Source organism: Marinimicrobium hydrolyticum (assembly GCF_030848505.1).
Taxonomy (GTDB): Bacteria; Pseudomonadota; Gammaproteobacteria; order Pseudomonadales; family Cellvibrionaceae; genus JAVDDU01.
In genome coordinates this window covers 21,572-41,355 of the sequence record NZ_JAVDDU010000012.1, presented here as the reverse complement: position 1 = coordinate 41,355, position 19,784 = coordinate 21,572, and the positions used below count along the sequence as shown (strand labels likewise).

The following is a 19,784-nucleotide window of genomic DNA, read 5'->3' as shown; positions in this document are numbered from 1 at the left end:
GCAATGGACATTACCAGTCATAAACACCACATTTCCCAGCAGTACAACGTCGAGCTGGATGAAATCAGAACCCATCTGGCAGAGATGGGAGGCATGGCACAGCGTCAAGTCAACGATGCCATTCAGGCGTTGATCGAGGCCGATGTGGAGCGCGCTCAACGGGTTGTGGATGGCGACGATAAAGTGAACCGCATGGAAGTTTCCATCGATGAAGAGTGCGTTCGTATTTTAGCCCGCCGCCAGCCCGCCGCTAGCGATTTACGATTGGTTGTGGCGGTCACCAAGGCGATTACCGATTTAGAGCGGGTCGGCGATGAAGCCAGCAAAATTGCTCGGCAAGCCATAGCGTTGAATACCGAAGGTGAAGTGCCACGCGGTTTTGTGGAGGTGCGTCACATCGGTGACAAGGTTTCCGAAATGTTGCGTGATGCGTTGGACGCTTTTGCCCGCCTGGATGTGAATCTAGCCTTAAAGGTGGTGGAAACCGACAAAATCGTGGATCTGGAATACAACAGCGCCGTGCGGGAAATGATTACCTATATGATGGAAGACCCGAGGCGAATTTCCCGCGCCCTGAATATACTCTGGTCCTTGCGGGCGCTCGAGCGCATTGGCGACCACGCTCGTAACTTAGCTCAGTACGTGGTTTATCTGGTGCGAGGTGAGGACGTGCGCCACGACAGCTATGACGAGATTCAAGAGCAAATCGACGCTGATCAGTCTGACCAATAATTGTTAGGCCGCCACCTCAGTGTGGCGGCCTTTAACAATTATTCTGGCACCTTAAAGGGAAAGTAATCACGAGCGTTGTAGTAACTGACATCGCTCACCAGTTTGCCCACCATTTGTAAATCATCGGGTACAAAACCGTTGACCATATCCCGGCCCAATAATCGGCACAGCAAACGCCGAAAATACTCATGGCGCGAGTAGCTCAAAAAGCTGCGGCTGTCGGTGAGCATGCCCACGAAGCGGCTCAACAAACCCAATTGGCTTAAGGCATCGATTTGACGTGTCATGCCGTCCATCTGATCGTTGAACCACCAACCACTGCCGAACTGCACTTTGCCCGGTACCGAGCCATCCTGGAAGTTGCCGATCATGGTGCCGATCATTTCATTGTCGCGCGGGTTGATGTTGTAGAGAATGGTTTTGGCCAGTTGATTCTGGTCGTCCAGTCGGCCTAAAAATTTCGCCAGCGGTTTGGCGTAGTTCTGATCGCCGATAGAATCGAAGCCCGTGTCTGGGCCGGCTTCTCTAAACAGGCGCGGGTTGTTGTTGCGAATGGGGCCTATGTGGTATTGCTGAACCCAGCCCTTGGCGTGATCCTGCACGGCGAATTCTATTAACATAGCGGACTGAAATTTTTCGAGCTCCTCGGAGCCGAGTGATTTTCCCGAGCGTACTTTGGAAAAAATGTCCTTCACTTCCTGATCGGTAAATTCCGCCGCAACCACGGTTTCCAGCCCGTGATCGGACAACCGACAGCCTTGCTCGTGGAAGTAGTCGTGACGTTTTTGCAGAGCCGAGCGCAAATCGTCGAAGCTGCTGATCTGTATATCGCTCACGGCCGCCAGGCGATCCAGATACTCGTTGTAGCTCTTTGGGTCTTCCGCCGCCATAGCTCTGTCTGGACGCCAAGTGGGCAGCATGGAGGATTTAAAGCTGCTGTCTGATGCGACCTTGCGGTGATGGGCCAGGTCGTGAATCGGATCATCGGTGGTGCACACTACTTTTACCTTGGCCTGCTCAATCAGACCGCGCGCGCTGAATTCCGGCGAGGCCAGCATTTCGTTACACTCGTCCCACGTGCGTTTGGCGTTGTCGCCGTTCAACAAGCGGTCGGTAATTCCGAAAGGCTTGCGCAGTTCCAGGTGAGTCCAATGGTAAAGAGGATTGCGTAAAGTGTAGGGAACGGTTTCCGCCCACTTCTTAAATTTTTCCCAGTCACTGGCACCGCCGGTACAATAGTGTTCGGATACTCCATTGGTACGCATGGCACGCCACTTGTAGTGATCGCCCGCCAACCAGACCTGGTAGAGATTTTCAAACTGCGTATTATCGCCCACTTGCTCGGGCGGCAGATGGCAGTGATAGTCGATGATGGGCAGGTCCTTGGCGTAATCGTGGTACAGCGCCTTGGCCTGTTCTGTGTCGAGCATAAAATCGTCGTGGATAAAATTCATCATGGTCCTCGATGCCTTTGGTCGTGCGCCGGGCACTGCTGCTGCGTCTGTTAAGATATGGTCAATGTTACCTTTTGGCCCCAAAAATAGAAACCGCTGGCCCGGATGAAGAGAACTGTAGCGCCGCGCCACCCGCTTTACATTACTTTCACGGCCCGCCATGCTGGAGGGCGCTACACTCTAATGAGCAATGATTATTACGGAGATCCGCATGTGGCGCAAAGTGCGCAAAAAGTGGTTCGAGTCACCGGTGGATGATGCGGCACTGGCTGAAGCCGTGGCTGAAGCGCAGCGTCGCCAGCCGCCACCGGTGTTGTGGTTATTGGGTAAAACCCAAGCTGGAAAAACCGCCACCATTAACGCTTTAACGGGTAGCAGCAAAGCTGAGATTGGCAATGGGTTTGCGCCCTGTACACGCCGGTCGCAGTTCTACGATTTTCCTCCAGAGGCGCCCTTAGTGCGCTTTCTCGATACGCGCGGTTTGGGGGAGTTGAGTTACGACCCCTCGGAGGATATTCAATACTGTGAATCCCAGGCGCATTTGGTGATGGCCGTCATTAAGGCCGCCGATCCCAACCAGGACGCCGTGTTCGACGTTCTGCGAGAAGTGCGTCGGCGTCATCCCGATTGGCCCTTGGTGGTGGTTCAGACGGGACTGCACGAGTTGTATGCGGCGGGTTCCGAACATCCTCAGCCATATCCCTTTGGTACGGAGGCCGAACAGATACTGCCCCGGGCGCTTATGGGCCCGCTCACTCAGCAGCGACAACGCCTGGGAGAATTGCGTGGCCGAGGCCGGGTGCTCTGGGTGCCGGTGGATTTCACCCTCGCGGAAGACGGTTTTGAGCCCCAGTTTTACGGCCTGGATGAACTGTGGGAAGCCATCGATACCGCATCCGGTTGGGCTCTGGAAGCTTGTTTGCGCGCCGACCCGCACATTCGGGATCAGTACGCGCGCGCCGCACACCCTTATATTCTCGGCTACTCAGCCACGGCCGCCGGCTTAGGGGCCATACCTCTGGCGGACATGGCATTGGTGCCGGCACTGCAACTAAAGTTGCTGCACCGTTTGGCCCGTCTCTACCGGCTGGAGTGGACACGGCGCAACAGTTCGGAATTTTTTGGACTGTTGGGCGTGGGCGTGCTGGCTGGGTACGGCATCCACTGGGCGGGCCGTGGGCTGGTAAAGCTGATTCCGGTATGGGGGCAGAGCGTCGGGGCAGTGTGGAGCGCCTCGGGCAGTGCCGCAATAACCTATGCTTTGGGTAAAACCGCGTGCGAGTACTTGGCGAGGAAGGGGCAGGGGCTTACGTTGGATCGGGCCTCGTTGCGCTCCGTCTATAAACGGGAGTTGTCCTCCGCCGGCGCCTTGCCTATGGCAAAACCGTCCGAGAAGGAATCGCAATGAATTTACTGCTCAGCCGATTTGGTTATTTGCGTATTGCCGCCCTAATACTGACGGTCTCGCCCTTGTTGGTGCTGCCGGTGTTGGGCCTGGCGTGGCTGTGGCAAAACCAGTGGACCTTATTCTGGTTGGCGGCACTGCTGGGGTTTGGCTTGCTGGGTTATTTTCTGCATTGGCTGGATACGCGCCGGACATTAAAATCTCTGGCGGGGGCAACTAACGCCAGCCCGGATTGGCCCGCCGGCAGCGCCGGGGCCTGGGAGCGCGTGGAAGCCCTGGCTCAGCGAATAGACCCAGATGACTGGGCACTGGACGACGCGAGTCGGCTTTTGGAGTTGGGGCGCCTGGCCTTGGACGAAGTGGCGCGCCATTACCATCCGGGACGGGAGCGGCCTCTACTGGAGCTAACGGTTCCTCACGCGCTTTTGATCACTGAGCGCGCCAGTCGGGATTTGCGCCTGACCATTAGCGAACAGGTGCCTTTCAGTCACCAGCTTACCCTCGGCAGCTTGGCACGCATGCGTGGTTGGTCCAAACACGCGACTCGAGTGGAAGGGGTTTATCGAGCCGGGCGGGCCCTGGTAGATCCCTTCGGCAGTATTTTTCGCGAGCTGAGCCGAGGTGTGGGAAACCGCATTGTTGGCTACGGCTCGGAGCGTTTGCGGCGCTGGTTGTTGCAGGAATACGTGCGCAAAATTGGTTACTACGGCGTTGAGCTTTACAGCGGCCACTTGTTGCTCAGCGAGCCTGAGCCAAGTCCCCAAGGTACTGAAAACGATGAGGCGTCAGAACGCCTGCGCATCCTCGTGCTCGGACGCAGCAACTCCGGGAAATCCAGTTTGATCAACGGCTTGTTCGGCGAAATGACCGCCATTGCCGACCCCCTGGCGGACAGTACCCGCGCGCTTAATGCCTATCGCCTGGAACGGGAGGGCCAGACCCGCGCCTTGGTATTCGATACCCCAGGGATCGATAGTGAATATCTGCCCGACAGCGTTCTGAAAGAAGCGGTAACCAGTGCCGATTTGATTCTGTGGGTAACCGCCGCACCGCGACCCGACCGCGGTGTGGAACGCATGTATCTAGAGCGGATCAGCGATTGGCTCACTGCGGGTGCCGCCCGGCGTCGCCCGGCGCCTCTGATTGTGGCGGTCAGCCACATCGACCAATTGTCGCCAGTCCGGGAGTGGGCTCCACCCTATGACCTCAATCAGCCCAACAGCCCTAAAGCGCGCACCATTAAGTCCGCCATGGAGGTGATAGCCAGCGACTTTGGACTGGCCACCCGGGAGCTGGTGCCGGTGTGCTTGGCGGAAGGCCGCCATTACAATGTGGACGATGGGCTTTGGGCGGCCATTATAGGCTGCGAGGACGAAGCGCGGCGCGCGCGGTTCCTGCGCCTGCTACCCGCCCGCCAGCGGGCGGAGAACTGGGGATTGGTCTGGCGGCAATTGGTCAATACCGGCCGACTCATCAGTGGGCGCCGCAAAACTGATTGAGGTGCCAGAATCGGGCGCTTGCACAGAACCAGTTGGCAATCCTCAAGTCCTATCAGGAAGTAAAATCACCCGAGTGTTACACTGGGAACTCGATCCGAAAAGGTTGTTAAGGAGAAAACTCTATGGCCCGCACTCCATCCAACATGCTTCCTCTCGGCACGCCTATGCCCGACGTGACCTTGCCCGATGCCTCGGGTGAGCCGCACCGGTTGCATCAGTATGCGGGCGAACAGGGGGTGCTGGTCATGTTTATCTGTAATCACTGTCCTTTCGTCTTGCACGTAGCGCCGTTTTTGGAAGAGTTGTGCCAAGAGCTGAACCTGATGGGCATTCAATGCATTGCCATTAGCTCCAACGATGTGGAAGCCTACCCGGATGACTCGCCCGACAAAATGGCGCTGTTTGCGCAGAAGCATCAATTGGCATTTCCCTATCTGTACGATGAAACCCAGGAGGTGGCGAAAGCGTTCGACGCGGCATGCACTCCGGATTTCTTTCTCTTTGATAAGGATTTGAAGTTGGCCTATCGCGGCCAGATGGATGACAGCCGGCCCGGTAACGGCATTCCTGTGAGTGGCTTGGATTTGATTACCGCGGCGGAACAAATGAGCCGGGGCGAGCAACCGCCACCCGAGAAACAAAAGCCGAGCTTGGGTTGTAATATTAAATGGAAAAAGCAGGGCGCGCCTGCGTAATCCTGCCGCGGTAGGAGGCAAAGGAAAGGCGGCGGCGAATAGACTGAGGGTGATGGATACACCCTCAGTCCTACTGGCTACTCGTGCTTGCCGGATTGTTCGCGGGCGATGGCGCGGTAGGCGATATCGGTGCGGTAGTTAACACCTTTCCAGTCGATTTTCTTCACCAACTCATAAGCGCGCTGTTGAGCTTCGCTCACGGTTGTGCCCACAGCGGTAGCGCACAGCACACGTCCGCCATTGGTAACTACTTTGCCATCCGACATTTTCGTACCGGCATGGAACACGCGCTCTCCCGGCGTTTCTTCCGTAGGCAAGCCACTAATCACATCGCCCTTGTTGTAGCTGCCGGGGTAACCACCTGCCGCAAGTACAACACCCACTGCCGCACGCTCATCCCAATCGGCGCTGGCGGTATCAAGCTTGCCATCCAGCGCGGCTTGGCACAGACCCACCAAATCGGACTGCAGGCGCAGCATAATGGGTTGCGTCTCTGGGTCGCCAAAACGACAGTTGTATTCAATCACCTTGGGCGTGCCGCTGGCGTCGATCATCAGGCCGGCGTACAAAAAGCCGGTATAGGTATTGCCTTCCGCTGCCATGCCTTCCACGGTGGGGAGAATCACTTCATTCATGATGCGCTGATGCACTTCCGCGGTAACCACGGGCGCAGGTGAGTAAGCACCCATACCGCCGGTGTTGGGGCCGGTGTCGCCGTTGCCGGCGCGCTTGTGATCCTGACTGGTGGCCATGGGCAATACGTTTTTGCCATCCACCATGACAATAAAGCTGGCTTCTTCGCCGGTGAGGAATTCTTCAATGACGACGCGGCAACCGGCATCGCCGAAGGCGTTGCCGGAGAGCATGTCGCGCACGGCGTCTTCGGCTTGTTGCAGAGTTTCCGCTACGATCACACCTTTACCTGCCGCAAGGCCATCGGCCTTAACGACAATGGGCGCGCCTTTTTCACGCAGGTAGGCGAGGGCAGGTTCCACTTCGGTAAAATTCTGGTAGTCCGCACTGGGAATGTTGTGGCGGGCGAGAAAATCTTTGGTAAAGGCTTTGGAGCCTTCCAGTTGCGCGGCGCCTTTGGTGGGGCCGAAGCAGGGCAGTTGGCGTTCCTGGAAGTAATCCACTACACCTTCTACCAGCGGTGCTTCCGGTCCGACGATGGTCAGGCCGACGTTGTTGTTTTTGGCAAACTCCGCCAGAGCAGCAAAGTCCATGCTGTCGATGTCGACGTTTTCAAGTTTTGGCTCCAGCGCCGTACCGGCATTACCGGGCGCTACAAAAACTGTTTCCACCTGTGCGCTTTGAGCCGCTTTCCAGGCCAGCGCATGTTCGCGCCCGCCGCCACCGATTATCAGTATGTTCATTGTTTGAGTTACCTAAGTTACTTAGAAATTTGGTTATTCTCTGGCAAAAGGTAGATCCCCTTTTGCGGGATCACGAGCTGGGGGACTCCTGCTCAAATGATTCTTCCCGCGAGTGCTTCGTAAGCAAGTCATCGGGCCGTGCAGGGTGAGTGTTCAGCAAACGTCGTGAACCCATCCGTGGGGACTGCCTCAAAACCGCGAGCGGCCCTGCCCCCAATCACAGATTGGGGTCGTTCGGCTGCGCGCAAAGCAAAGCTTTGCATACCACGCTTGCCTCACCCCTCTTTTGAGGCTTGCTGAACACTCACCCTGCACGTCCCACGTAGCCCTAAGCTACAGTGCTCTTTTCCCTGTCGTCCTCAGCAACTCTCGCTACCCCAAAAAGCACGAAGCTCGAGGGATGAAAATCTCACATTAGGGGCCTTGCAGCCGGCGCTTCGACGAGAGAACACTCCATGGAGGAATTCGAGGGCGAGGAGTTAAACCGCCCGTTTGGGTACCGCCTAACACAGCAAGTGGCACCGCTGGACGATGGGGGGAACACTTCTGGAACCCTCACTTCAGGGATGAAGTGGGGGAGCTACAGGGATGTATTCACCGCGTTTCCAGAAGTGTTCCCCCCATTGGCCAGCTCCCTCAGTTGGCACCAAAGCTCTCCACTGTCCAAGCTCATTGCCACTGTGCAATCCGAGATTCAGGCCGAAACTGCCGAAGTCTCAACCGTGTATTAATTAATGCCTAAAATGCCGCATGCCGGTAAAGACCATCGCGATGTTGTGCTCATCCGCCGCGGCAATCACCTCTTCGTCGCGCATGGAACCGCCCGGCTGAATCACTGCGGCAATGCCGGCCTTGCCCGCATTGTCCAAACCATCGCGGAACGGGAAAAACGCATCCGAAGCCATTACCGAACCTTTTACCTCCAGGCCCGCGTGTTCGGCTTTAATTCCGGCAATGCGCGCGGAGTTGACCCGGCTCATCTGCCCGGCGCCGACACCGATGGTCTGATTGTTTTTCGCGTACACAATGGCATTGGATTTTACGAATTTTGCCACCTTCCAGGCGAACAACAGATCGCGAATTTCTTGCTCTGTGGGTGCTCGTTTGGTAACCACTTTTAAGTCATCCTCGGTCACCATACCGTTATCTCTGTCCTGAACCAGCAAGCCGCCATTGACGCGCTTGTAATCCAAACCGGGGGCGCGGTCCGCCGTCCATTCGCCGCAGGCCAACAGGCGTACATTCTTTTTGGCGCTGACCACTTGCACGGCATCCGCACTCACGCTGGGGGCAATGATCACTTCTACAAATTGCTGATCGACGATCGCTTTGGCTGTGGCGCCGTCCAGCTCGCGGTTAAAGGCGATGATGCCGCCGAAAGCCGACTCGGGGTCTGTGGCAAAAGCCAACTCATAGGCCGTTTTCAAATCTGCGCCTACCGCCACACCGCAGGGGTTGGCGTGCTTGACGATCACACAGGCGGGCTCGCTAAAACACTTCACGCACTCCAGCGCGGCATCGGTATCGGCCACGTTGTTGTAGGAAAGCTCTTTGCCCTGTAATTGTTTAGCCGTGGCGATACTGGCTTCTTGGGGATTGGCTTCGGTGTAGAAGGCCGCTTTTTGATGCGGGTTTTCGCCGTAGCGCATTTCCTGGGTTTTTTGGAACTGGGTGTTAAAGGTGCGGGGGAAATCTTCGCTGCCGCCTTCGACCATACGACCGAAATAGTTGGCGATGGCGCCGTCGTAAGCGGAAGTGTGTTCGTAAGCTTTGATGGCCAAATCGAAGCGGGTTTGATAATGCGTGTGGCCATCATTCTCGTCCATTTCGGCGAGGATGCGCGGGTAGTCGTTGGCGTCCACCACAATGTTGACGAATACATGATTCTTGGCGGCTGCCCGCACCATGGTGGGCCCACCGATATCGATATTTTCAACTGCATCTTCCAGAGTGCAGCCGGGTTTGGCCACTGTCTGTTCGAAGGGGTAGAGGTTCACCACCACCATATCGATGGTATCGATACCGTGCTCACCCATAATGGTTTCATCTTGGCCGCGTCGGCCCAGGATGCCGCCGTGTACTTTGGGGTGCAGGGTTTTGACCCGTCCTTCCATCATCTCGGGGAAGCCCGTGTACTCAGAGACTTCCACGGCGGGGATACCGTTTTCGGTCAACAGCCGGAAGGTGCCGCCCGTGGAAAGTATTTCCACGCCGCGCTGATGCAGAGCTTGGGCGAATTCAACAATACCGGTTTTGTCGGACACGCTGATCAGGGCGCGATGGACAGGAGCGAGACGAAGAGTACTGGACATGGCTGGTGGTATCTTCCCGTGGTTGGTTAAGAAAAAAGCGCTGGACTGAAATGCAAAAGGGGTGACGCATCACCCCTTTCTACGAAGCCATTCCGGCTGTTACAGCAAGCCGTATTGCTTGAGTTTTTTACGCAAGGTGCCGCGGTTCAGGCCGAGGACCTGGGCCGCTTTGGTCTGGTTGTGGCGGGTGTACTTCAAAACGATTTCCAGCAGTGGGGCTTCTACTTCCGCCATTACCATATCGTAAACATCGCTGACCGGTTGGCCATCCAGGTTCTGGAAGTAGTTCTCCATGGCCTGCTCCACACAGCCGCGCAGCGACTGGGACGACTGGGACAAGGTCCGGGAATTGCCATCCGTTGCTGGGGCCTCCTCGGGTATCAAGGTTTGCGCTGTGTTCATGCCACTTTATCCTCTGTTTCTTGCAGCTGTTCGAAAAACCTCGAAACGCTGTTGTGTTGCTCTTGTGCGCTCTCTATACGATTGAGTTGACGGCGGAAAGACTCGCTCGCGGGGACGGTTTGTAAATACCAACCCAGATGCTTGCGGGCAATTCGAGGCCCCATAACCTCGCCGTAAAAGTCGTACAGTTCACGCAAATGATGACTGAGTATCCCCGCGATTTCCTCCAAAGAGGGACTCGCAAGATGTGTACCCAGACGCAGGTAGTGATCAATCTCCCGGAAGATCCAAGGCCGACCCTGCGCGGCTCGGCCAATCATGACCGCCTGTGCGCCGGTCTGCTCCAGTACTTGCTTGGCTTTGGCTGGGGAGTCGATATCGCCATTGGCGAATACCGGTATATTCACAGCCTCCACTACGGCAGCAATGGTGTCGTACTCAGCCTGACCCTTGAAGCGGCAGGCACGAGTTCGACCGTGCACGGCCAGAGCCGCTATGCCCAGATCCTGGGCCATGCGAGCTACCCGTACGGCATTGCGTTGCTCGGGCTCCCAGCCGGTGCGTATTTTCAACGTTACAGGCACCTGGACCGCGGCCACCACGGTGGCCAAAATCTCGGCTACCAGCTTTTCGTCCCGCAGCAGGGCGGACCCCGCCGCTTTATTACAGACTTTTTTAACCGGGCAGCCCATATTGATATCAATAATTTGGGCGCCATTTTCGGCGTTCAGGCGTGCTGCTTCAGCGAGCTGGTCTGGATCGCCGCCGGCAATTTGAACCGTGATCGGTTCGGCTTCGCCGGTGTGGTCCAAACGCAGCCGACTCTTGCAGCTATGCCATAAGCTGGTGTCCGATGTAACCATTTCTGACACCACGAGACCCGCCCCTAGGCGACGACACAACTGCCGGAACGGTCGGTCGGTGATACCGGCCATAGGCGCGAGAATCACCTGGCTGTCTATGGGGTAGGAGCCTATTTGAAACACGGTCTCTTATTACCTTTATCGAGGGTCGAGTATTCCCCGACCACCAAACAGCCTGAAAATGTGGTTTTCGAAAAGGGTGGCTATGATACTCGGTTGGCACTCGATTGGGAATCTAGCCGACGGTGTTTTTTTAACCAGTGTCCGCGCCGGCTCTGCACTTACTCGGGGATGTAGGCGCGGTAGTTTACTGCCTCCAAGCCCGGATCCACGAGTTCTAGCGTCAGGTGCACGGGTTGGTTGCGGGGGATCAGCGTTCGGCCTGAGAGCTCTCCGGAGAGGTATTCCTCCGGGGTAAAGCGCCGCTCGGCCACTATTTCGCCCTCTAAGTTGCTGAACTCCAGAACCAGGTCGGGAAATGGCTGCTCGAAAGGCGCGTTGTTGAGCAGTATGGCATCCACACTCAAAGCGCCGTCGACGTCTGGGTGGCTGCGTACCACTAGGTTTGCCGCCCGGATCTGGCTGGGGTCCCGCAGAACCGGCAGTTCGCAACCCAAAAAGGGGCAAACCACGGCGTAAAAGCCCCGGTAGGGTTCCAGTCGACTAAGCCGCTCGAACTGCAACCAGGCGATCTGCGCAACGAGTACCAACCCGCCCAGCAGCGCCAGGCCCGCCCACAGTAACTTGCGGCGCTTGTTGCTGCTCGGGGTCCACGCCATCTCCACCGGTTCGGGGTCGATTCCCATCAGCAGGGCAGAGCGCCCGCTGTCATACGCCTGCATTCGCTCGCCGGAATAATGCTGTTCCGTGTCCCGGCTGGGCTCTTCCAATTGGAAGTGTATCCGGGACTCGGGCGCGGGTTGTTTGGGTGGTGCTGTGGTGCCCTGGTCCTCTGTGGGCGTGTAAGCGCTTTCCAGATCCTGCTCGAAGGTGTCCTCGGTGGTTTTTTTACCGGCGGCGGGCGTAACGGCCACCTCATCCTTCTCGTCTTCTTCGGCCAATAGGCTCATGGCCCAGGACTCGTCGGTGGAGTCTTGCGGCTCTTCGTCCGGTATTCTGATTTCGCGCTCAAATAAGGAGCTGGTGCGCGGAGTGGAAACGTCCAGCAAATCGTCTTCTTCGTCCTCCGCTTTATCCATATCGTCGCTGATCAGGAAGTCATCGTCATCCAGTGCGCCGGACTCGGCGTCGATCAGAGACTGGTCAAAGTTCAGTGTTTGATGGCTGCTTGCCGCAGGCGCGGTCGTCTTGGCTGGCGAGGCGTCTCGCTCTGCAGGTTTGGTGGTAGTGGTGGTTTTTGGAGCCGGTTTGCGTACCAGGGCTGAAGAGGCTTGGGTGGCTGGCTTGGTGTCCCCCACCAGGTGCTCCTGGCCGCGAAAAATATGCAGGCAGGCGCCGCAGCGAACGGCCCCGCGAGCGGTTTGCAGCTGTGCGGCGGTAATCCGGAATGATGTGCCACATTGGGGGCAGCGAGTGACCATCTTCGTCATAGCGGAATGCATTTCCTGTGTGGGAGGCTCAATTATCGTTTAATGCCGGTGATTCTTACCCACTCTTCTTTCTGTGCTATTGGCTCAAAATCGAACCAGGGTCGATAGGCGGCCATGACCGCCTCGGCTTGATTGGCAAGAATACCCGAAAGGCAAATCTTTCCGCCAGCGTTGGTTAAGGCGCTCAAAAGCGGGGCGAGTTCCGCAAGTGGCCCCGCCAGAATGTTGGCCAGAGTAATATCCACTCCGGTGGGGGGGCACTGGGCTGGCAGGTAGACCGGCATGGCGGTTTCCGGCAGGCCGTTGCGACGGGCGTTTTCCCGTGTGGCCAGCAGCGCTTGGGGGTCGATATCAACGCCGACTACATGGCTGGCGCCCAGCAGCAGCGCCGCTATACCCAAAATGCCCGAGCCGCAGCCGTAGTCCACCAAGCGGGCGGCCTCCAGCTCTTGTCGGTCCAGCCATTCCAGGCACAAAAATGTGGTTGGGTGGGTACCGGTACCAAACGCCAGCCCTGGGTCAAGCATTAGGTTCACCTTCTCAGGTTCGGGAGGCTCTTGCCAACTTGGGCAGATCCACAGCCGTTCACCGCACTGGATGGGATGGTAATTTTTCATCCACTCCCGTTCCCAGTCCTTATCTTCCAGTTGTTCCCAGCGGTACTCCGGCAAAACACTGGGCAACTGTTCTCTTAATAGGGCGGTGACGGCTGCTGTGTCTATATCGGCGTCAAACAAACCGGTAATGCGCACCTGATCCCACAGCGGCGTCTCCCCCAGGGCGGGCTCCAAAATGGGTTGGTCCGCGTTGTCTTCCAGGGTGACGGACACCGCGCCAACGGCAAGCAAGGCGTCTTCCAGGGGTTCGGCCTGGTGGCGTGTGGTGGTCAGTTTGAGTTGTAGCCAGGGCATGGGTTCAATCTGTGATGGGGAGGGCGAGAGCGGATGAGAGGCGAACCTCTCATCCGTCGAAGGGGGTTAGCTGGACAGTTTCTTCTCCAGATAATGAATGTTAACCCCGCCTTTAATGAACTCGGTATCGCGTACCAGGGACTGGTGCAGAGCAATATTGGTGCGGATGCCGTCGATCACTGTCTCATCCAGCGCATGGCGCATGCGATTGAGTGCTTCTTCCCGAGTTTCTCCATAGGTGATGATTTTGCCCACCATGGAGTCGTAGTTGGGCGGTACGGTGTAACCACTGTACAGGTGTGAGTCTACCCGTACGCCGAAACCGCCTGGCGGGTGGAAGTTTTTGATGGTGCCAGGGCAGGGCATAAAGGTTTTTGGGTCTTCGGCGTTGATCCGGCACTCGAAGGAGTGGCCACGAATCACGATGTCCTCCTGTTTGTAGGACAGCTTTTGCCCGGCACAGACGCGAATCTGCTCACGGATCAAATCCACGCCGGTGACCATTTCCGATACCGGATGCTCCACCTGAATACGGGTGTTCATCTCGATAAAGTAGAAGTTACCGTCTTCGTACAAAAACTCAAACGTGCCGGCGCCGCGGTAGCCAATTTTGATACAGGCGTTGATACAAGCCTGCGCGGTAGACTGACGTACGTCGTCGGGAATGCCGGGCGCGGGTGCCTCTTCAATGACTTTTTGGTGGCGACGCTGCAGGGAGCAGTCCCGATCCCCCAGGTGGATGGCGTTGCCCTGACCGTCGGACATAACCTGAATTTCCACGTGGCGTGGGTTCTGGAGGAATTTCTCCATGTACACGGTATCGTCACCGAAGGCCGCTTTTGCTTCGCCCTGAGTGGTCAGAATGGAGTTCATCAGGGACGCTTCAGTGTGTACCACGCGCATACCGCGACCACCACCACCGGCGGCCGCTTTAATAATCACCGGATAGCCTACGCGACGGCCGATCTCCAGGCATTTTTCCCGGTCCTGAGCGGGCAGGGGGCCATCGGAACCGGGCACGGTTGGTACGCCGGCGCGTTTCATGGCCGCGATTGCGGATACCTTGTCGCCCATCAGGCGGATAACGTCCGCGTCGGGGCCAATGAATACAAATCCACTTTTCTGTACTTGTTCGGCGAAGTCGGCGTTTTCCGCCAGAAAACCGTAACCGGGGTGTACGGCCACGGCGTCAGTGACTTCCATGGCACTGATAATGGCCGGAATGTTCAGGTAACTCTGATTGGACGGGTTAGGGCCAATGCACACGGACTCATCGGCCAGGCGCACATGCTTCAGATCCCGGTCCACTTTGGAGTGTACCGCCACGGTCTTGATGCCCATTTCCTTACAGGCGCGCAGGATGCGCAGAGCAATTTCGCCGCGGTTGGCGATCAGTACTTTCTCAAACATAACCAACTCCTCGGGGTTAAACGATGGTTACCAGGGGTTGGTCGAACTCTACGGGTTCGCCGTCTTCCACAAGAATGGCTTCAACCACACCGGCTTTGTCGGCTTCGATTTGGTTCATCATTTTCATGGCTTCGATGATGCAGATAGCGTCACCCTTTTTAACGTGTTGACCTACTTCCACAAACGCCGGGGAGCCGGGGCTGGGAGAGCGGTAAAAGGTGCCCACCATGGGAGAGCTGACCACGTGACCGCTGGGGCCAGCGGCTGGAGCTTCTTCTTTTGCGGCGGCTGCCGGCGCGGCTTCAGCGGGGGCTGCTGCAGGCGCGGGAGCTGGCGCGTGCGCATAATTAGGGGCGGAGCTTACGTACTGGACGTTGTGATTGTTGCGGCTGATTCGAACAGACTCTTCGCCCTCTTTGATTTCCAGCTCGCCGATGTCAGATTCTTCCAGCAGCTCGATCAATTTTTTAATTTTGCGAATATCCATTGGGTCCTCTCTAGCAGGGTAATGATCAGATTGAATGTTTTTCTTTACCCAGCTGCGTCAGTGCTGCTTGCAGGGCCAACTGGTAACTGTTGGCTCCGAAGCCGCAAATAACGCCTCTGGCGATATCGGAAAAATAGGAGTGCCGGCGAAACTCTTCGCGGGCGTGAACGTTGGACAGGTGAACTTCGATAAAGGGAATTTCCACCGCCAGGAGCGCATCGCGCAGGGCGACGCTGGTATGGGTAAAGGCGGCTGGGTTAAAAAGAATGAAGTCAACTTCTTCGCGCCGAGCGTCGTGGATGCGCTCCACCAACTCGTACTCGGCATTGCTTTGCAGGGAGAGCAGGTGGTGGCCCGCTTTCAAACACTCATCGGTCAACTGCTGGTTGATGGTTTCCAGGGTTTCGGCGCCATAAATGCCTGGCTCGCGTTGGCCGAGCAGATTCAGGTTGGGGCCGTGTAAAACCAGAATTGTTGCCATGATCAACCCTGCAGTAACCGGAGATGGGTAATGAGGGCGAGTTTGCCGCAAAACCCGGGCGGTGTCCAACGCTCTGGCAAAAATATTGCCGATTGCCATCCAATGCCGGCAAGTTTGAGGAAGTTCGACCAGTTTTTACGCTAGTTTGCCCTCCGCAAAGGCGTTTCACTTCAGTTAAACACCATTGCGGGCATGTTGAATACAAGATAGCAGGAGTTGCCGGAACATCCACTAAAGTTGCGGTAACGTCCTTAAATAGAGCGGTTTTTGTCTGTATTTTCGGACTTGATCACATTCAGAAGGGTTTCTCGGCGCAGAATCTGGGGCAAAACTTGCCCGGGGCCCGGTTCACCAGCAGGAAACCACAAGTAAAGAGGCACACCGCTGCGTCCGTATTCGTCCAACAGGGCGCTGATTTGCGGATCTTGATTGGTCCAGTCGCCTTTGAGGGTGGCCACCTGATGCTCGTCAAAAGCCTCTTCGACCGCTCGAGTATTGAGTGTCATACGCTCGTTGGCCAAACACGTCAGGCACCAGTCGGCGGTCAGATTGATAAAAACCGGCCGGCCCTCAGCGCGTAATTGTGCCAGTCGTTCAGGAGAGTAGGCTTGCCAGCGTACCGCTTCAGGCTCCTGGTTAATCAATTGCCAGGGAACGATCACGGCTCCCGCCAAGGCTGCCAGGGCCAATGAGTGCCGCACGCCTTTACGCAAACGGCCCGCCGGGGGGCGATTGAGTAGCCAAGTGGCGAAAATAATTGCCAGAGCACCAGTAACGACAGCGATGATCGCGTCGGTGCCCGCTTGGCGACCGAGCACCCACAATAACCAGATAGCCGTCAGGTAGAGAGGGAAGGCAAGGAATTGCTTGAGGGTGTCCATCCAAGGGCCGGGCTGGGGTAGGTAGCGGACCAAGGCGGGGCTATAGCACAGAAGCAGCAGGGGCAAAGCCATACCCAGGCCCAGGGCCGCGAAAACGCTCAGACTGACGACAGTCGGTTGCGTCAGAGCGAAGCCTAAAGCCGCTCCCATAAAGGGCGCTGTACAGGGGCTCGCCACCACTGCCGCCAGGACACCGGTAAAGAAAGAGCCGCTGAGTCCGGACTTTTGAGTCAGGTTTTGCCCGGCGCCCATCCAGCGGGTGCCGATCTGAAGCGTCCCTGACAGGCTGAGGCCAAGTACAAAAAACAGGTAAGCCAGGGCGGCTATCAATAGCGGCGATTGCAGCTGGAAGCCCCAGCCGATGGCCTGGCCCCCGGCCCGGGCCAACAACAGGACCCCGGCAAAAATCAGAAAACACAGAACGATGCCAGCGGTGTAAGCCCAGCCGTGCAGCGGCAGGCGCTCCCGATCCGCTTTGGCCAAGCTCATTACCTTAATGGACAGGACCGGAAAAACGCAGGGCATTAAGTTCAAGATGATGCCGCCCAGCAGGGCGAGAATAAGTACGTGTGGCAACCAGGGGGGCGAGGTGGCGTCCGGTCCGCGGCCAGAACTGGGGGGCACAGCCGCAACTTGCGCCTCCTCGGGGTTAATCATGGAGACACTGTTCAGCTCGGGCTCAATGTACAGATAGTCTGCGTGGGGCGGATAGCAGAGTCCGGCGTCGGCACAACCCTGGGATTCCACGCGCAAAGTAAACGGCTCGCCGTCAACGGGCAAAGTCAGAGTCGCACCTTGGTAATAAACGTCCATGTCGCGGTCAAAGAATTCGTCGTACCTTTCTATGTGGCCGTCGCTAAAACGCACCTCAATGGCGGCCTCTCGGTCCTGAGCGGCCAGCTTGAAGCGTTCCTTATACAAGTAATATTCCGGCGCTATGTCCCAATGCAGTATCAGTTGGCCTTCGTAGATCCGGGCGTCAAGCTGAAACGCCTCAGTAACGGGCAAAAACTCGCCGGTACCGCCCAGCAGGCTGGTGCCACTGCTTTGCTGCGCACCTCCAAGTGCCATGGCTGAGGGCGCCAAAAACAGGGCAATCAGTAATAGGCTGAGACGTTGACGGAGGTGGGACAAGAAAAAGTGAATGCGCATAGCTTCCATCATTATTTCAATGGGCCACCGATGATCGATGGCAGGGGTGCCTTCGGTTGCGGCAGCGGGTAAGATACCCGGGTTCGACTGTCAAAGGCTGGCATGGTTCTTATTGTAACGGATTCCTGTCCTCGGGGCTGCTTCTGCTGCCCCGAAACTGTTGGCGTATGCCACGATACCCTTTTAGTAGTACCCGGAAGGAGATGAACGAGTGATGGACAAGCGGTTTCCCGCGCTGTGCCTGGGGTGGATGCTTGGCTTCGCGCTTTTGAGCGGCTGCCAATTGTTTGCGCCGGAGCCCGAGCCAGAAGTAGTGCCGCCGGAGGAGCATCCGCCTGAAGAGCCGCCCTATTCTTTAAGTGAGGTGGTGGAGCAGTGGCTGGATGAAGCGGACCGAGCGCTTTCTCAGGACCGATTATTGGAGCCCTCGGGCGACAATGCTCACGACCGCTATCGCGCAGCGCTCTACCTGGACCCCGGTAATACTCGGGCTCAATCCGGTTTGCACGCCATAGTCTTGCGCTACCTGGATATGGCTCGCTCCGCTGCTCGGCGCGGCGCCTTTGCCCAAAGCCGGGAATTACTGAATCGAGCCAACATTGTCGACCCAGGCAACCCCCTGGTGCAGGCGCTGATAGAAGAAGTGTTGGAAGAGCAGGAGCGTCAGCAGCAAAGAGATGCAGAACTGGCGGGCGAAGACACCTTCCCCCTGGAGCCTGGCCCGTTAAGCCGGCGCGATTCGCGTCTTGCAGAACAACTGGGTGAGCTGGCAGAACGCGTACGGGAAACAGGCGAGTTTGTACTGATTATCAGCCGCACCGACGATGAAGGGCGCTGGATTTACCAGCAAATGCAAGAAGCCGTACCGGGCTTTCTGGTCCGGGGTGATATTCAGATTGGCACCCCACCGCGGGTGACACTTCTGCCCCCTTTGTGACAATTTCAAAACCGTTAGGAGAGACAACGTGAAGTATTTTGTGTGTGTGATGATGGTGGTTATGGCCTCCGTAGTGCAAGCGGGCGAGGCGCCCAAGGTGACGCAGGGCGTGGCCATCAGTGAAGCCAAAGTGCGGGTCCCTATGCCGGGGCGCGATCTGACCGCTGCCTATTTTCATGTGCATAACCAGCGTGACCAGGAACGCTTTTTGGTTTCTGTGAGCAGCCCCATCGCCGAGCGTGCGGAGTTGCACAGCCATAGCGAAGTGGATGGCATGATGCGCATGCGCCGTGAGGATAAAGTGCAGATTCCGGCGCAAGGCCACCAGCATTTTCAGCCGGGCGGTTATCACGTCATGCTGCTCGATTTGCGTCGTCGTCCTCAAACCGGTGAGTCAGTGGAGTTGGTGTTGACCTTTGACGACGGTTCGCAACTAAGCGTGGATGCCGTGGCGGAAAGTGTGTTTGATCGGCGTCACGATAATCATCACAATCATCATTAGTCGCCAACTCGTCGGACCTAAACTGGACCCCGCTTTCGCGCACAACTATCCGGAACAAATCAGCTCCGTAAGCAAGTCCTCGGGCCGCGCAGGGTGAGTGTTCAGCAAACGTCGTAAACCCCTCCCTGGGGACTGCCTCAAAAGGTCCCTCTTTTGAGGCTTGCTGAACACTCACCCTGCACGTCCCTGTCAGCCCCAAACTACGGGGTTCTTTTCAGTATGCCTCCGTCATGGCAGGAATTTCTGGGGCGTAAGAATACCTTAGCTGGGGCTGCAAAGGCGATTCGCAGGAGGCTTTTCGAAACTCTCAAAAGAGGGATCTTTTGGGAGAGCCCCCATGGAGGACTCGCAGGGAAGCGAGGAGTGTCCCGAAGCGCCGGGAGCGCGTAGGGACTGGGTTTACGGCTTTTTCGAAAAGCCTCCTGGGAAGCGCCTTCCTAGCGGAAACTAACTCATTCTTAACTTGGACTCCCCGCTGTCACTGGCAATAGGGTGAGGGTTGGAAATGAGCACGATGGCCTGACGCAAGGGGGCGTGCAGGTTGAGTGTTCAGCAAGCCTCAAAAGAGGGACCTTTTGAGGCAGTCCCCATGGACGACTCGCAGGGAAACGAGGAGTGTCCCGAAGCGCCGGGAGCGCGTAGGGACTGGGTTTACGACGTTTGCTGAACACTCAACCTGCGCGGCCCGAGGGCTTGCTTACGAAGTCCCCGCGCAATTGCATTCGTGCTAACCTA

At 57.1% G+C, this 19,784-nt stretch carries 18 protein-coding genes; 7 read left to right on the top strand and 11 right to left on the bottom strand.

The annotated features are described in order from the left end of the window. Positions 1 to 3 precede the first annotated feature (3 nt). Entirely contained in the window at positions 4 to 732 is a 729-nt protein-coding gene (gene phoU / locus RBH33_RS16155) for a phosphate signaling complex protein PhoU (protein WP_306733251.1), read from the top strand. A 38-nt stretch (positions 733 to 770) separates the two neighbouring features. On the opposite strand, the gene uxaC is transcribed toward phoU, so the two are convergent. After that, entirely contained in the window at positions 771 to 2,186 is a 1,416-nt protein-coding gene (gene uxaC, locus RBH33_RS16150; RefSeq protein WP_306733315.1) for a glucuronate isomerase, read from the bottom strand. A gap of 211 nt (positions 2,187 to 2,397) precedes the next feature. On the opposite strand from uxaC, the gene RBH33_RS16145 reads away from it, so the two are divergent. From RBH33_RS16145 to RBH33_RS16135, 3 genes are all read left to right on the top strand, one after another. Then, positions 2,398 to 3,594, top strand: a complete 1,197-nt coding sequence (locus RBH33_RS16145) for a YcjF family protein (protein WP_306733250.1) — start codon at positions 2,398 to 2,400, stop codon at positions 3,592 to 3,594. Further along, positions 3,591 to 5,090, top strand: coding sequence for a GTPase (locus tag RBH33_RS16140; protein ID WP_306733249.1), 1,500 nt, complete (start codon positions 3,591 to 3,593; stop codon positions 5,088 to 5,090). The genes RBH33_RS16145 and RBH33_RS16140 overlap by 4 nt, the downstream gene beginning before the upstream one ends. 122 nt (positions 5,091 to 5,212) lie before the next feature. Continuing rightward, complete coding sequence (locus RBH33_RS16135; protein ID WP_306733248.1) at positions 5,213 to 5,785, top strand: thioredoxin family protein; 573 nt, start codon at positions 5,213 to 5,215, stop codon at positions 5,783 to 5,785. Positions 5,786 to 5,862: 77 nt separating this feature from the next. Here RBH33_RS16135 and purD read toward each other — a convergent pair whose 3' ends face one another. After that, positions 5,863 to 7,161 (bottom strand): phosphoribosylamine--glycine ligase, encoded by a 1,299-nt coding sequence (purD, locus tag RBH33_RS16130; protein WP_306733247.1) that lies wholly within the window; start codon positions 7,159 to 7,161, stop codon positions 5,863 to 5,865. A 455-nt stretch (positions 7,162 to 7,616) separates the two neighbouring features. On the opposite strand from purD, the gene RBH33_RS16125 reads away from it, so the two are divergent. Then, positions 7,617 to 7,892 carry a hypothetical protein gene (locus RBH33_RS16125; RefSeq protein WP_306733246.1) on the top strand — a complete coding sequence of 92 codons (276 nt, stop codon included), beginning with the start codon at positions 7,617 to 7,619 and terminating at the stop codon, positions 7,890 to 7,892. Here the strand turns inward: RBH33_RS16125 and purH are convergent, their stop codons facing one another. The 9 genes from purH to RBH33_RS16080 form a co-directional block, all read right to left on the bottom strand. Further along, positions 7,893 to 9,473: a bifunctional phosphoribosylaminoimidazolecarboxamide formyltransferase/IMP cyclohydrolase gene (gene purH / locus RBH33_RS16120; protein WP_306733245.1), complete on the bottom strand. Its 1,581-nt coding sequence runs from the start codon at positions 9,471 to 9,473 to the stop codon at positions 7,893 to 7,895. It lies immediately after the preceding gene. 99 nt (positions 9,474 to 9,572) lie between these two features. Beyond that, the gene (fis, locus tag RBH33_RS16115) at positions 9,573 to 9,875 is read right to left on the bottom strand and encodes a DNA-binding transcriptional regulator Fis (protein ID WP_306733244.1); all 303 of its coding nucleotides are present in this window, start codon (positions 9,873 to 9,875) and stop codon (positions 9,573 to 9,575) included. After that, entirely contained in the window at positions 9,872 to 10,861 is a 990-nt protein-coding gene (gene dusB / locus RBH33_RS16110) for a tRNA dihydrouridine synthase DusB (protein WP_306733243.1), read from the bottom strand. The genes fis and dusB overlap by 4 nt, the downstream gene beginning before the upstream one ends. 158 nt (positions 10,862 to 11,019) lie before the next feature. Then, the gene (locus RBH33_RS16105; RefSeq protein ID WP_306733242.1) at positions 11,020 to 12,288 is read right to left on the bottom strand and encodes a DUF3426 domain-containing protein; all 1,269 of its coding nucleotides are present in this window, start codon (positions 12,286 to 12,288) and stop codon (positions 11,020 to 11,022) included. A 32-nt stretch (positions 12,289 to 12,320) separates the two neighbouring features. After that, entirely contained in the window at positions 12,321 to 13,199 is an 879-nt protein-coding gene (gene prmA / locus RBH33_RS16100) for a 50S ribosomal protein L11 methyltransferase (RefSeq protein ID WP_306733241.1), read from the bottom strand. Between the two features lie 66 nt (positions 13,200 to 13,265). Then, entirely contained in the window at positions 13,266 to 14,609 is a 1,344-nt protein-coding gene (gene accC, locus RBH33_RS16095) for an acetyl-CoA carboxylase biotin carboxylase subunit (protein ID WP_306733240.1), read from the bottom strand. A gap of 16 nt (positions 14,610 to 14,625) precedes the next feature. Beyond that, positions 14,626 to 15,096 carry an acetyl-CoA carboxylase biotin carboxyl carrier protein gene (accB, locus tag RBH33_RS16090; RefSeq protein ID WP_306733239.1) on the bottom strand — a complete coding sequence of 157 codons (471 nt, stop codon included), beginning with the start codon at positions 15,094 to 15,096 and terminating at the stop codon, positions 14,626 to 14,628. A gap of 25 nt (positions 15,097 to 15,121) precedes the next feature. Then, the gene (aroQ, locus tag RBH33_RS16085; RefSeq protein ID WP_306733238.1) at positions 15,122 to 15,577 is read right to left on the bottom strand and encodes a type II 3-dehydroquinate dehydratase; all 456 of its coding nucleotides are present in this window, start codon (positions 15,575 to 15,577) and stop codon (positions 15,122 to 15,124) included. 251 nt (positions 15,578 to 15,828) lie between these two features. Next, on the bottom strand, positions 15,829 to 17,610 hold the full coding sequence (locus RBH33_RS16080; RefSeq protein WP_306733237.1) for a protein-disulfide reductase DsbD family protein: 1,782 nt from the start codon (positions 17,608 to 17,610) through the stop codon (positions 15,829 to 15,831). A gap of 214 nt (positions 17,611 to 17,824) precedes the next feature. On the opposite strand from RBH33_RS16080, the gene RBH33_RS16075 reads away from it, so the two are divergent. Continuing rightward, on the top strand, positions 17,825 to 18,547 hold the full coding sequence (locus RBH33_RS16075) for a hypothetical protein (RefSeq protein WP_306733236.1): 723 nt from the start codon (positions 17,825 to 17,827) through the stop codon (positions 18,545 to 18,547). Between the two features lie 28 nt (positions 18,548 to 18,575). Further along, the gene (locus RBH33_RS16070) at positions 18,576 to 19,049 is read left to right on the top strand and encodes a copper chaperone PCu(A)C (protein WP_306733235.1); all 474 of its coding nucleotides are present in this window, start codon (positions 18,576 to 18,578) and stop codon (positions 19,047 to 19,049) included. Positions 19,050 to 19,784: the final 735 nt, after the last annotated feature.

What these genes read in the sequence shown, in the direction of transcription:
- phoU (WP_306733251.1), top strand. Translation starts at nt 4, where the DNA reads ATGGACATTACCAGTCATAAACACCACATTTCCCAGCAGTACAACGTC.
- uxaC (WP_306733315.1), bottom strand. Translation starts at nt 2,186, where the DNA reads ATGAATTTTATCCACGACGATTTTATGCTCGACACAGAACAGGCCAAG.
- RBH33_RS16145 (WP_306733250.1), top strand. Translation starts at nt 2,398, where the DNA reads ATGTGGCGCAAAGTGCGCAAAAAGTGGTTCGAGTCACCGGTGGATGAT.
- RBH33_RS16140 (WP_306733249.1), top strand. Translation starts at nt 3,591, where the DNA reads ATGAATTTACTGCTCAGCCGATTTGGTTATTTGCGTATTGCCGCCCTA.
- RBH33_RS16135 (WP_306733248.1), top strand. Translation starts at nt 5,213, where the DNA reads ATGGCCCGCACTCCATCCAACATGCTTCCTCTCGGCACGCCTATGCCC.
- purD (WP_306733247.1), bottom strand. Translation starts at nt 7,161, where the DNA reads ATGAACATACTGATAATCGGTGGCGGCGGGCGCGAACATGCGCTGGCC.
- RBH33_RS16125 (WP_306733246.1), top strand. Translation starts at nt 7,617, where the DNA reads ATGGAGGAATTCGAGGGCGAGGAGTTAAACCGCCCGTTTGGGTACCGC.
- purH (WP_306733245.1), bottom strand. Translation starts at nt 9,473, where the DNA reads ATGTCCAGTACTCTTCGTCTCGCTCCTGTCCATCGCGCCCTGATCAGC.
- fis (WP_306733244.1), bottom strand. Translation starts at nt 9,875, where the DNA reads ATGAACACAGCGCAAACCTTGATACCCGAGGAGGCCCCAGCAACGGAT.
- RBH33_RS16105 (WP_306733242.1), bottom strand. Translation starts at nt 12,288, where the DNA reads ATGACGAAGATGGTCACTCGCTGCCCCCAATGTGGCACATCATTCCGG.
- prmA (WP_306733241.1), bottom strand. Translation starts at nt 13,199, where the DNA reads ATGCCCTGGCTACAACTCAAACTGACCACCACACGCCACCAGGCCGAA.
- accC (WP_306733240.1), bottom strand. Translation starts at nt 14,609, where the DNA reads ATGTTTGAGAAAGTACTGATCGCCAACCGCGGCGAAATTGCTCTGCGC.
- accB (WP_306733239.1), bottom strand. Translation starts at nt 15,096, where the DNA reads ATGGATATTCGCAAAATTAAAAAATTGATCGAGCTGCTGGAAGAATCT.
- aroQ (WP_306733238.1), bottom strand. Translation starts at nt 15,577, where the DNA reads ATGGCAACAATTCTGGTTTTACACGGCCCCAACCTGAATCTGCTCGGC.
- RBH33_RS16080 (WP_306733237.1), bottom strand. Translation starts at nt 17,610, where the DNA reads ATGCGCATTCACTTTTTCTTGTCCCACCTCCGTCAACGTCTCAGCCTA.
- RBH33_RS16075 (WP_306733236.1), top strand. Translation starts at nt 17,825, where the DNA reads ATGGACAAGCGGTTTCCCGCGCTGTGCCTGGGGTGGATGCTTGGCTTC.